The 11,834-nt window shown below is 49.3% G+C and carries 11 protein-coding genes; all 11 read left to right on the forward strand.

Going from position 1 to position 11,834, the window contains the following annotated elements; genetic code table 11:
• Positions 1-18: 18 nt before the first annotated feature.
• The 11 genes from ACFSUC_RS15915 to ACFSUC_RS15965 all read left to right on the forward strand — a co-directional run bounded on the left by ACFSUC_RS15915 (position 19) and on the right by ACFSUC_RS15965 (position 11,744).
• On the forward strand, positions 19-1,719 hold the full coding sequence (locus ACFSUC_RS15915; protein ID WP_379930613.1) for a DUF6382 domain-containing protein: 1,701 nt from the start codon (positions 19-21) through the stop codon (positions 1,717-1,719).
• A 124-nt stretch (positions 1,720-1,843) separates the two neighbouring features.
• A complete protein-coding gene (locus ACFSUC_RS15920) occupies positions 1,844-2,401 on the forward strand; it encodes a thioredoxin family protein (RefSeq protein ID WP_379930614.1) in 558 nt (185 codons plus the stop codon).
• Between the two features lie 116 nt (positions 2,402-2,517).
• Entirely contained in the window at positions 2,518-2,862 is a 345-nt protein-coding gene (locus tag ACFSUC_RS15925) for a thioredoxin family protein (RefSeq protein ID WP_379930615.1), read from the forward strand.
• Between the two features lie 69 nt (positions 2,863-2,931).
• Positions 2,932-3,279, forward strand: a complete 348-nt coding sequence (locus tag ACFSUC_RS15930) for a hypothetical protein (protein ID WP_379930616.1) — start codon at positions 2,932-2,934, stop codon at positions 3,277-3,279.
• Positions 3,280-3,522: 243 nt separating this feature from the next.
• Entirely contained in the window at positions 3,523-4,788 is a 1,266-nt protein-coding gene (locus tag ACFSUC_RS15935; protein ID WP_379930617.1) for a hypothetical protein, read from the forward strand.
• Between the two features lie 16 nt (positions 4,789-4,804).
• The gene (locus ACFSUC_RS15940; protein ID WP_379930618.1) at positions 4,805-5,281 is read left to right on the forward strand and encodes a hypothetical protein; all 477 of its coding nucleotides are present in this window, start codon (positions 4,805-4,807) and stop codon (positions 5,279-5,281) included.
• A gap of 457 nt (positions 5,282-5,738) precedes the next feature.
• Positions 5,739-6,623 carry a S8 family peptidase gene (locus ACFSUC_RS15945; protein ID WP_379930619.1) on the forward strand — a complete coding sequence of 295 codons (885 nt, stop codon included), beginning with the start codon at positions 5,739-5,741 and terminating at the stop codon, positions 6,621-6,623.
• Between the two features lie 144 nt (positions 6,624-6,767).
• Positions 6,768-7,652 carry an AAA family ATPase gene (locus ACFSUC_RS15950; RefSeq protein WP_379930985.1) on the forward strand — a complete coding sequence of 295 codons (885 nt, stop codon included), beginning with the start codon at positions 6,768-6,770 and terminating at the stop codon, positions 7,650-7,652.
• Positions 7,652-9,838 (forward strand): vWA domain-containing protein, encoded by a 2,187-nt coding sequence (locus ACFSUC_RS15955; protein ID WP_379930620.1) that lies wholly within the window; start codon positions 7,652-7,654, stop codon positions 9,836-9,838. The genes ACFSUC_RS15950 and ACFSUC_RS15955 overlap by 1 nt, the downstream gene beginning before the upstream one ends.
• Before the next feature lie 33 nt (positions 9,839-9,871).
• Positions 9,872-11,053 carry a formate-dependent phosphoribosylglycinamide formyltransferase gene (purT, locus tag ACFSUC_RS15960; RefSeq protein ID WP_379930621.1) on the forward strand — a complete coding sequence of 394 codons (1,182 nt, stop codon included), beginning with the start codon at positions 9,872-9,874 and terminating at the stop codon, positions 11,051-11,053.
• A complete protein-coding gene (locus tag ACFSUC_RS15965) occupies positions 11,043-11,744 on the forward strand; it encodes a hypothetical protein (RefSeq protein ID WP_379930622.1) in 702 nt (233 codons plus the stop codon). The genes purT and ACFSUC_RS15965 overlap by 11 nt, the downstream gene beginning before the upstream one ends.
• Positions 11,745-11,834: the final 90 nt, after the last annotated feature.

Here is an 11,834-nt window from a genome sequence, read left to right on the forward strand (position 1 = left end):
GAAGGAGAGGGGAGAACGTTGAACCTGCAACCATTTATTACGGAATTTGATACCAGAAACGGTCATTGCCTGATCGTAAAGCGTATGCCGGCTATTCAAAAGGAAGAATTGCAAAGTGTGCAGTCCAGTATGCTGATGAAGGGGAATGTAAAGGGTTATCTGCCCCTGTATGTGGAGGAAAAGGATCTGGCGCTTTCGCTGTGTTACGGATTTACAGGCAAAAAGCTGCTTTCCCAGCAACTTCGCAGTACAGAACTGTCGATGGATGACTGCTATCGCCTGCTCCTGTCTGTGGTGGATCTGTTGCGTACCGGGAGCAGCTACTTTCTGCAACCGGAAAGAACCGTGCTGCATCCCGATTATTTGTTTTGTGATGTTCACATGCAGCAGCTGTACGGTCTGTATATTCCCATAGAAAATTGGGAGATGAGTACGAGTTGGCTGCAAGGATTCAAGGAATTGCTGATGCATCTGCTCCCCCATGTAAAGGAACTGGATGGTGCAGGTATACAGCGGATCATGAGTCTGATCCAGGCGGAGCCAACTGTAGATCACCTCTATGTGGGTCTCCAGCAGCTAAGGAGCGGTGTGGCACCTCATCTGTCAGATGTGTCTCCTCCCAGGTCCCATCAGGCAGGCTATGACAAACTTGACCAGTCAGACGACGCGAATCGGATTGCTTCTCATCAGTCTGCTCATCGAATCGAGAACCCCTTCTCACAATCAGGGAAAGGGGATACTCCATCAGGGTTGAATCCCGGAGAACGGGAATCTATGAGCGTTCGGCAAGTGGAGGCAGCCGCATCTGAATTTGGCAACCGTGCAGTCCAAACGGCTCCTGTTGAACAACCTAAGTCTGCCTCCGAGCCCATTTCGCCGTCCAGGCCGAAGGTGCATGTATCGAACTCCAAAGGGAAGGCGTCATCTGGCGGATCAACCAACAGCACCTCCAATTCCTCATATCGAACCAAACTGTTGCTTTGTATCGTATTGGTGGTGCTGATCTGGTCGAATATGTTCATGCAGCCCAGTGAAGGCATGCTGTACCTTTGTTTGGGTCTGACTAGCTGGATCGCAGCACTGGCCTATTGGGCCTGGATCAAATCATCCCAGACTGAATCCACTGCTCCAGGCGAAGAGAATGAGGAGACCGCATATGATCCGTTAAGCTGGGAAGAGCTGTTTGGTCAAGAAGAGATAGTCGCAAGCCAGACGGACCGCTCAGTCTCTCAAACGCAGCATAAAGAGCCAATAGGCGCAGATGATCGCCCCGTCCGAACGTCTCCCTCTCCCGTGTCTTCCATAGAGCCCTATTACGAACAGCTACAGGATCAGACCGTTGTGCTGCCGAGGGAGCCTGACAAAACCGTACTTCTGAGTGCTCAGACCCACGGGGCTGCGATTATCCAACAAGAGAGATATGTACTGCAGGCTAGTGAGGATGGCAGAACGACTGAAATCTCTCTTCCGTCATTTCCATTTGTCATTGGCAGAGATGAATCCAAGGTTCAGTATGCGGTTCTTTCTCCAGGGGTGTCCAAACTTCATTGTGAGCTGTTGCAAGAGCAAGGGAAGGTCATGCTGAAGGATCTCGGTTCCAGCAATGGTACTTTTCTGAATGAACAGGCGATGGTGCCCTACAAGTCATACGAAATGAAAGACGGAGACCAGATTGTGTTGTGCAATCGCAGATTTGTCTTTCAACGGCTAATTTCGTAAGCGGGCCTAAGTCAATGCCCTTTATCACAGGGAAAACGGATGAATTTTACGAATGGGTTTCAGAAGTCTATAATAGGGGAGAAGGATCTTCAAATTGAGAATGAGATGGAAAGGATGATTAATCTTGGCCAGAACGCCATCCAACATGCTCCCTTTGGGGACACTTGCCCCGTCATTTAAACTATTGAATCCTGTAGAAGGGGTATCCCAGTCTCTTCAGGAATTAAAATCGGATAAAGGAACGGTCATCATTTTCATGTGCAATCATTGTCCGTTTGTGAAACATGTGATGGATGAACTCGTCAATCTGGCAGCGGAGTACCAGCAGAAAGGCATTGCCTTTATTGCGATTAACGCCAATGATGCAGAGCAATATCCGGATGACTCTCCTGCCCACATGAAAGAACTGGCGCATGCCATGGCCTTCAGCTTCCCCTATTTGTATGACGAAACGCAGGAAGTAGCCAAAGCCTATGAAGCCGCCTGCACGCCTGACTTCTTCTTGTTCGATGGTGATCTCCGACTCGTGTACCGTGGCCAGCTGGATGATTCAAGACCTGGTAGTGAAATTCCGGTTACCGGTCAGGATTTAAGAAAAGCGATGGATCAGGTGCTGTCCGGGGAACCCGTATTTGAGGATCAAAAGCCGAGTCTTGGCTGTAATATCAAATGGAAAGCATAAACTGCACCGGCTTCTTGTCAGCGCACAAGGGAGACCGTTTGGGGTGAAGTGGCCTGAACGGTCTCTTCTTCTTGCCCATAGCAGACGGAATCTGAACAGAGAAAGAAGGGAAACGGATGATCAATGACCTTACCCTCCCACAATTCCAGAAACGCTGGGAAACGGGAGAGGGCAGCTATGCTGTACTCGTCTATACGCCTTTTTGCGGAACGTGCAAATTGGCACTGCGCATGCTCGACATTGTATCCGAGCTGCATCCGAATCTGGATTTGTACCGGATGAATGTCAATCATGCGCCGCAGTGGTGTGAGGAGTGGGAAATTCGCAGTGTGCCCTCTCTGTTGATTTTTCAGTCGGGCAGTCTGGTACGCAAGGAATATGCCCTTCGTTCAGTGGAACAACTGCATACGTGGTTCAGGGAAATCCAACCGGATAAACACCAATTGAAAACGCGGGAATGATTCAATTGTTATGAAAAGGTGTATATACTTCACAAGCATGATCACAAATCCAAAGTGGAGAAAGGATGAATGAACATGGTTGTGAAGGACATGAACCTGGATACCCATGAAATGCTGTTGCGTATCGATGATTCGAAGGATGTAGAGCTTAGAAGCATTCCCTATGATCAGGTGGTAGAGGTTGCAGTAGGGGTGGAGAAGGTGAAGAAATGGTTTAAAACGAAGCAGGTACCGGTTCTGATGATTGTTGTCAAAAATGAAACGGAACCTTATGTCGTTCGAGAGGACCAGATTCCGATGAACTTCGATGTATGCATTCCGGCTTTCGATAAATTTGGAGACCGTTTCGGATTAAAAGTAAAGGATACGCACTTGCTGGCGTTGTGCAGAGAAGATTCGGTTGCGAATGTCAGGTAGTCACATCACCCTTGTCCGATACATGAACTCGTATTTTCCACTATGCCCTGTTAAACAGACGATCCATCGGACGAACAGTCCTCCAGCTGCCAGATAGATGACTGGTGCGCAAGGAGGGCTGTTTTTTATGAACAAAATGAAATATCGTGAAAGAAAATGAAACATCGTGAAACAGAAGGAAATCATGGATGGCTGTTGAATCTCATACGTAATCTATCCTGTGGACCCAGTGGATGCGTGTGGATGTATAGAGGTGAACAGGCGACGAACATGGAAAGACAAGGGCGGTGTCCGACGATGACCAGGGTCATCCTGAACGATGATCTGATCAAGAGATGGAAACAGGAAATTGCAGGACAATATGCAGCGGCGAGCTCTAGTGTGCGGGCAGCCAAATTGGCGGAACGAGTGCACCAGACCGTTATGAAAGAATTGCCTGCATTCGATCTGGCGTACAAGCGCAAGCTGCTTCATGAGGTGCTTTCCCGTTCTCTGGAAGCTGGCGTGATGAACCTGGATCATGTCCGGATTCTGCAAGTTTGCCTGGAAAAAAACAGCCTGGATCCTTTGCAGACACGTCGGCCGTTAGCCAACTGGATACAGGAACATGGGGCAGCCGATCAATCTGTGGAAGAGATCGAGCGTTTGCTTCAGACGGAGGACGGGGTCAAGGAACTACAGGAGATCATCATTCAATCTCGTGAGGAATGGTCAGAACTCGCAGTTGCTGAAGTGGCGGCGGCGGCATTTCCTGCAGGGACTAAATCGGCTGTTGCAGCTACTGTTAAAGTTGCGATGTCTCCTGATTCAGCTATGGAGATGTCTCGTCCTGCCAACCACCTCTCGTGGCGCAAGCCAAGGAAACCATTCACCACGTCGTCACTCGGATGGAGTGCGGTCGTGGTCATTTTCCTGGGGACTGCTATGCTGCTGGCCCTTCATCCGCAAACGCGTGAAGGGGAGTCTGAATGGGAAGGCTTGCAATCTGCATGGGAGGCAGCTCCTTACAGGCTGGACATGCTGCCCTATTTTCAGAATTTAATAGATATACACCTGGATATTCCGTTATCCTACCGCTATCGGCCTGTAGAAAAGGAGAAGCTCCAGAACTGGCTGAAAGAAAGGCAATCCATCCTTCATCAGGATGTTTATTATGAAGCGATTGTGGGAGCTGCACAATCGGCCAACCTGCACCCTGCCTTACTGTTTGCCATTACCGGGCAAGAACAGGGGTTTGTACCTATGAACCATCCTCAGGCAAGCCAGATTGCCAATAATCCGTTTAACGTTTATCATAGCTGGCAGGACTACAATACGACCACGGAGGAAGCGGCTCGCATCGCGGCAAAAACGGTCGTTAATTTAAGCCGGGATCGTCCGCCTGACGTCCCTTTTCTGAAATGGGTGAATCGCAAGTATGCGGAAGATCCAGCCTGGTGGCTAGGCGTCAGTCAACTGTACAAGCAAATACTGGAAGAGGCCATTCAGGAAGAACTAAACGAACAATAGCAGGAGGAAAATCAAGATGAATACATCGATACGCAATCTGGAGCAGGTGGAAGATGCCTTGCTCAATGAGCGGTTGGAACCAAAAGAAGTGTTGCATGAAGGGGAACAGGATGGCTACCGGTTAATGAAGGATATCGTAAGCGGGGAGATGTATCTGCATTATACCTATCTGCATAGAGACTTGTCTGCAGGTGGGGAAGAGGAATGGTACCACCACCTGATGCCATTGATGCCAGATACAGCTATCGCGATAGTGCTTGGTGAACAGCCTTACCAGTATCCGGATCACTGGCACGATCGCTATTTGCGCAATGGACCGGAGGGCACCTATGTATGGTTTGATCCCCGAGGTGAGGAACATCATGAGGATCATGAAGCTTTCGCCCGTTTGCTGAAAGAAAAACTGGCAAAGCTGAAGTCAGCGGAGCGCAGTGAAGGAGAAATTGCCGAATTTTTGAATGAAATGGATCGATGGGACAAGGAGAATACATAAGCTGAATCTATCTTCTTTCATCCATTCGCTAACCGGAGTTCCCCCGGATGAACTCAATCGATTTAGCCTGCTGAAAGCTTCTTGATGCGTGATGCACGAGAAGCTTTTTTCGTGTCTGTCGATCACTTCAATCGCAAAACCCGAGTACATGACATATTCATAACGTATGATAAGCGGTAAGTGAACCGGATTTGCATCCTGCTCCAGTCAAATGTTAACGCAGTGTAAAATCCGTGTAATCAGAATGTAAAATGAATTCGGTACGATGAATAGTAGTATCGTGACTTTTCATTCTCTACTTGATTTTGTAAGCGTTTTCTTTATGGAATGAAGCAGTTTTTGCTTTTGCTCCAAACGACATGTAGCAGAAAGGTAATCGTTCTGTCATGTAATTGAAAAGTAGAAGGGGTTTATCCGATTGGCAGCAGGTGAAAGATAGATAAGGGAGGAGATCGTGATGACCTGGAAGCCTTTTTTGCGACTGATGCTCTTGTTCCTTCTGGTCTTTCCATCTACTTATTTTCAAACGACAGCTTCAACTGCCCAGGATGAGGTCATTGTGGCAGTGCTGGATACCGGTGTGGATGATTCTCACCCATTGCTGGCCGGCCAGGTCATCCATGGCTGGGATTTCATTGATCAGGACCCGTTATCCGAGGATCAAACCGGTCATGGCACTCATGTGGCAGGGATTATTAAGCAAAATGCACCAGAAGCCAAAATTTTAGCGATCCGCATGATTACGGGCCAGGATGTTCAGCATACGGCTCAGGCTATTCTGTATGCCATCTCGCACGGAGCGGATATCGTAAATATGAGCTTTATCGAGCCTTATGACGTGTTGACAGAGCAAGTGATTCAGTTCGGTATTTCCCAGGGCGTCGTATTTGTAGCTTCTTCCGGCAATCAGCAAGAGGATGCGGTCTATTATCCGGCCAAGTATGAAGGCGTTCTCAGTGTGGCGGCTGTCGATGAAAATTTCGAATCGATTTACGGGAATTATGGGGAAGGTCTGACCTATGCCGCACCTGGCATCAATATTGAAAGCGCCTATCTGGATGGAGAGAATAAACGGATGACCGGAACGAGCATGTCAGCCGCCTATGCGAGCGGGGTCATCGCTTATGTCAAACAGCAATATCCACAAGGTACCGTCAAGCAATTGCAATATATACTGGAAACACACGTTCAGCAGATGGAAGCATACACGCTACTTAGAACCAGAGAGCAAGTCAATCGATCGATCCGCGTTCTGAATATGGAACATATGAGGCAGGCGTTGCATATACCCGATGACCCTGCGTCTGAACCATTGAAAACGCTTGCGGTCGTAGATCCATAACCTCGGTTTGAAAGGGCGCTTGCATCTGACAGGAAATAGGAGTAAGTTGGATGGAGAAGGAGGAAGATGCGCCTTCTCTTTTATTTTGGCATGGAAAAACGGAACCTGTGAGCACGGAATGAGGAGTCGATTTGTATGGAGAGCATGGAACAACTATTGAAGCAATTTGAGCTGCCTGCTGAGATCAAGGAACATCTGCGACAGGAACATACGAGCGGCCCGATGCATGCGATCGATTCGGTCTATTTTCGCTCGGATGATCCGGTCCTATATGTCGATGCGATTGTCTCCTTATATCTGGACAAGCCCCTGTTGCTTCAGGGACCAACTGGAGCAGGGAAAACCAGACTTGCAGAGACCCTGTCATCCATTTATCGCAAAAAGATGTATGCAGTGAATTGCTCGGTCGATTTAGATGCTGAAGCGCTGCTGGGATACAAGACACTGCGGGAGCAAAATGGCAAAGCAGTTGTTGATTTTGTCGCAGGACCCGTGATTCGAGCGATGGAGGAAGGTCAACTGTTGTATATCGATGAGGTTAATATGGCGAAGGCCGAAACCTTGCCGGTTTTGAATAGTGTGCTGGATTTTCGAAGATCAATCACCCACCCGTTTACCGGTCAGGAAATCCAGGCAGCTGCCGGATTTAAAGTGATCGCGGCGATCAATCAAGGATATATCGGCACCATTCCGCTTAACGAAGCGTTGAAAAACCGGTTTGTCATCCTCGATTTGCCGTATCTGCAAGGGGAGCAGTTGAAACAGATGATCAGGGAGCAGTCCCGATTACAAGATGAGAAGCTTATCGACCGATTTGTTCAACTCTCTGCCGATCTGATTCATCAATTGGAATTGGGTCAGTTGTCAGAAGAAGCCGGATCGGTGCGGGCACTGCTGGATGCCTGTGACCTGGCCTCGTTCATTCATCCCTTGCGCGCTGTGCAGCGCAGCATTGCAGACAAATTAGATGAGGAACGGGAACGCTGGAATGTGATGAATCTGGCGGAAACCTGGTTTGGTGAAGGCTGATGGTCTTTGCATTTCGTGAAGAGGTCGATGTCACATCCCAGCTCCAATTGCTGGACTTGTCCAAAGGACTAAGCCGCATCACACAGATGGAAGTTACGTCCGATTCCGTGGCATCCCTGCAATTGGACAAAGGCGTCTGTATGTACAGTTCGTTTTGGGATGGCATGGATAAACAGGCTCAGTTTGCAGGTCGCAAAAGTGATATTCACGTACAGAGTTACGGCATACGCTGGTTTTCGCAAGACGAAGGCATTGCGTTTTTCGAGGAACTGCTTGCCCGTCAGCCCAATTGGCCACACAAGCTGACACATCAAATCTTTGCCTGTACGGAGCAGCAGCGTGTCATGCATCGTTCCCTGCTGGAGCGTCCTGGCATGAGCGGGACTTGGATGAAACGGTTGCAGATGTACGGACAATTCTATTTGCGGCAAGCCCCGAATTGGCTTCGGCAGAAACAGACCACCGAACTGCTCTGGCTCTATCTGTTTATGGAGCTGTTAGAGGCATATGTACGAGTATGGCATCAGACACCGCCTGGCGAGACATTGAATCCGCTTCGCATCTCTGCATACGCGAACCCAATTCGGCATGCTAGCCCTCCAAATAGTCTCTTGTCCTTGCATTCCAAATGGCGAAGCGATGGAACACGTGATCAGGTGGCCGCCGAGTTGTTGTCTTACGAACCGCTTATCAGGACATGGAGCAAACACGCACATGATGCCATCCAGATGGAAACGACGATGGAACTTGCCCTTTTCGTAAAGAGCTGTTTGGCGCTTTTACCGAGAGAGGATATAAAGGATCTGAAAACTCAGCATTTTAAGCTTCAGCAGAAGGGGAAGGAGTCCGTACATCTCCAGGCTCAGACCGTGACCGAACCTGTGAAGACATCTTCTAAAGGGTCTTCATTACCGGATACAGATCAGGATGACCAGCATGCGGACAAGCCTTCGCCATCCGTGCATGAAGCTTCTGTCACAGAGGAACAGCGGACAGATAAAGGCAAGCTCGAAGCAGACAAGCAGCCGGAACTTGAAAAAGATGACGGAGATGCACCAGAAAGAGCGGATCTTCCCATGTGGCATCGTGAAACGGAACAGACGAAGGATTCTTCCCTGCAAATGCGTATTGAAAGGGGGACGAGTCTTGCGTTATCCGCATCGGAGGCCAGGGAGAGCAATCAGCAGTCTTCCTCAATGAATATCATGCACAATCGGTATCAGACGGGCGGTCGGGACAAGCTGGATACGCAGAAGCACCTCCATCCGGGACAAGGTTCGTTGCAAAACTGGATTGAGAAGCTGCACCAACATGTGAGACCGGTACACATTCGACCATCCCAGCGGAACCCGAAATGGAACCAAGTCAGCCAGGACGAACGTTTACAGCAATATGAAGAGTGGAAGACGGAATTGTCAGGACCCATCCGACGTTTGGAGCAACAGCTTAAGCTTCTGCTGCTCAAGCAGCATCATGCTCCTTCAGGAAAAAAACGTTCGGGTCGACATATTCATTCGCTGGTTGATGCGGTCACAGAGCCATTGCCCCGTCTGTTTCAGCATCGACAAGCACCCTCTCGTTCACTCCATGCTGCTTTCTCCATCTTGATTGACTGCTCTGCATCGATGGCCAATAAAATGGAGCGGACCAAAAAGGGAGCCGTGCTCATTCATGAAGGATTGAAGCGGTTGGCTGTCCCGCATGAAATGATCGGATTTTGGGAAGAAGGAGCAGGGTTACACTCGGAATTGCCGAATATGTTCTATCATGCTGTCGAATGGGAGCATTCGCTGGAGCCGGATGCCGGTCTGTCCATTCTGGACTTGGAGCCACAGCAGGATAACCGCGACGGCTATATTATACGGCAAGCGAGCGCGGAATTGATGAAACGGCAGGAGGAGCAGAAAATCATGCTTGTCTTTTGCGATGGGCAGCCTTCTGCGGAGGATTATTTCGAGGACGGCGTGCTGGATACGTATGCCGCTGTCTATGAAGCTCGCAAGCGAGGCATTGAGGTGATCGGCATTTTTTTGTCAGATCAGGAGATGCCGGAGGAAGAACAGAATGCTTTGCAGCACATTTATGGAAGTTATCGTGTCACCGTGCCTGATATGGATCATTTGATTGATCAGTTGACACCATTGCTGAAGAAAATACTGTTTCAGGCATTGAAATCACAGTCCTAATCATGAATGAACAAAAGAAAACGGGGGATGGTCATGTACGGAAGTCCATATTCAAAACAGGCAAAAAAAATGCTGTTGCTCGGAGCCGGGGAACTTGGCAAGGAAGTGTTGTTGGAAGCCCAGCGCCTCGGGATTGAAACCATCGCTGCGGACCGGTATGAGCACGCGCCCGCTATGCAAGTCGCGCATCGTGCCCATGTCATCGATATGCTGGATGGGCACGCACTCCGAACCTTGATTGAAACAGAAAAGCCGGACCTGGTCGTTCCGGAAATTGAAGCCATTGCAACCGACACGCTTGTTGAGCTGGAACAGGAAGGCTGGAAGATCATTCCGACAGCCCAGGCCTTAAGATTAACGATGGATCGGGAAGGCATACGAAGACTGGCTGCAGAGAAACTGGGATTACCCACTGCGGACTACCGGTTTGCCAATACCCTGGATGAACTGAAAGCAGCGATAGCTGAAATTGGGGTTCCCTGTGTCATCAAACCGATCATGAGCTCCTCTGGCAAAGGACAAAGTGTGCTGCGGCATGAATCGGAAGCAGAAGCCTGCTGGCAGGAAGCAATGGAGGGGGGACGTGCGAAAAAGCAGCGCGTGATTGTGGAAGCATTCATTCCGTTTGAGTCGGAGATTACCCTGCTGACCGTTCGTTCTTCCTCTGGTACCAGCTTCTGCGCCCCTATCGGACATGTGCAACAGGAAGGGGATTATATTGTTTCCTGGCAACCGCATGAGATGACTGAGCATCAAATCGAAGAGTCGCAGCGCATTGCGAGAGCAGTGACGGATGAACTGGGCGGTTATGGGCTGTATGGTGTAGAACTGTTTTTGGGCAAGGATGAGGTATATTTCAGTGAGGTTTCGCCTCGTCCGCACGACACGGGGATGGTCACCATGGTTTCGCAGGATCTGTCTGAGTTTGCGCTGCATGTGAGAGCGATTCTCGGGTATCCGATTCCTCAGATCAAACAACTGGGTCCATCTGCTTCTCATACGCTAAAGGCGGTTGAGGAATCTCAGCAATTTGAAATTGGCGGAATCGAGACTGCACTTGCCATACCCGAAACCCAGGTTCGCATATTTGGCAAGCCCGAAACGAAGAAAGGGCGCCGCATGGCTGTTGCCCTCAGCACGGCAAGCACAGTGGAAGAAGCCAAAGCTCGTGCCAAGCAGGCAGCAGAAGCGTTGCAGATTCGCTATGAGCTTTGATCCTACAGTGTTTGACAATCTGAAAGTGATGCTGGAAGGAGCGGTCTATGATCTCGATCTGAATGAACAGATTGAGATCACCGGTCGAGAAGATCGACTGGATATCGCGTCCATGAGTCGATACTATCAGCTTTCCTTTGGATTACGAAACACAGAGCAGACTCCCAAACAGACTGATTTTACAGCTGTGATCTCTCTCCACACGGGTCTTGCTGACCTGGCAGGGGAGCTAATGGATCGCCCTTCCCAAACAGACAAAGACAGTCAGCATGAATCGAAATCACCTGATACGGATGCGAATGGTTCTGTGCAGGACAGACCGGGTTGCGGCCTTCATTTATCGTTTTATTATGATCGGTCCACATTTGACACAGACATGTCCAGCGCGCAGGATGGGGCAGAGAGCATGGAGAGACTGGGAGCGCAGATGCTCCCGATTGTGCAGGCGATCTGGGAGGGAGAAGGGCGACAGATTCGGCAAAACATAAGCATGACCTTTACCCAAATGCCTGATGAACATCATGATCAGGATCAAGTAAGTCCTCTGTACAGGTCTCAGCATCGGTTCGAAGTTGCCTTTGATCGCAAAATTGATGAGCAACAAATCGAGGATCTTCCCGATCTCGTGGATCATGTGCGAATGACGCTGAAAGAGTTGCAAGCATGGATAAATGAAAGAATCAATCCATAAATGGTTCACGGAAACAGTCAAGGAGCTTCCAAAATCAGGAGGCTCCTTTTTGCTGGAAGAATAGTGGGTCTCTCCTGCATGAAGTACGAT

It is taken from the genome of Marinicrinis sediminis (assembly GCF_042685085.1).
GTDB lineage: Bacteria > Bacillota > Bacilli > Paenibacillales > KCTC-33676 > Marinicrinis > Marinicrinis sediminis.

What these genes read in the sequence shown, in the direction of transcription:
- ACFSUC_RS15925 (WP_379930615.1), top strand. Translation starts at nt 2,518, where the DNA reads ATGATCAATGACCTTACCCTCCCACAATTCCAGAAACGCTGGGAAACG.
- ACFSUC_RS15930 (WP_379930616.1), top strand. Translation starts at nt 2,932, where the DNA reads ATGAACATGGTTGTGAAGGACATGAACCTGGATACCCATGAAATGCTG.
- purT (WP_379930621.1), top strand. Translation starts at nt 9,872, where the DNA reads ATGTACGGAAGTCCATATTCAAAACAGGCAAAAAAAATGCTGTTGCTC.
- ACFSUC_RS15940 (WP_379930618.1), top strand. Translation starts at nt 4,805, where the DNA reads ATGAATACATCGATACGCAATCTGGAGCAGGTGGAAGATGCCTTGCTC.
- ACFSUC_RS15965 (WP_379930622.1), top strand. Translation starts at nt 11,043, where the DNA reads ATGAGCTTTGATCCTACAGTGTTTGACAATCTGAAAGTGATGCTGGAA.
- ACFSUC_RS15935 (WP_379930617.1), top strand. Translation starts at nt 3,523, where the DNA reads ATGTATAGAGGTGAACAGGCGACGAACATGGAAAGACAAGGGCGGTGT.
- ACFSUC_RS15945 (WP_379930619.1), top strand. Translation starts at nt 5,739, where the DNA reads ATGACCTGGAAGCCTTTTTTGCGACTGATGCTCTTGTTCCTTCTGGTC.
- ACFSUC_RS15955 (WP_379930620.1), top strand. Translation starts at nt 7,652, where the DNA reads ATGGTCTTTGCATTTCGTGAAGAGGTCGATGTCACATCCCAGCTCCAA.
- ACFSUC_RS15950 (WP_379930985.1), top strand. Translation starts at nt 6,768, where the DNA reads ATGGAACAACTATTGAAGCAATTTGAGCTGCCTGCTGAGATCAAGGAA.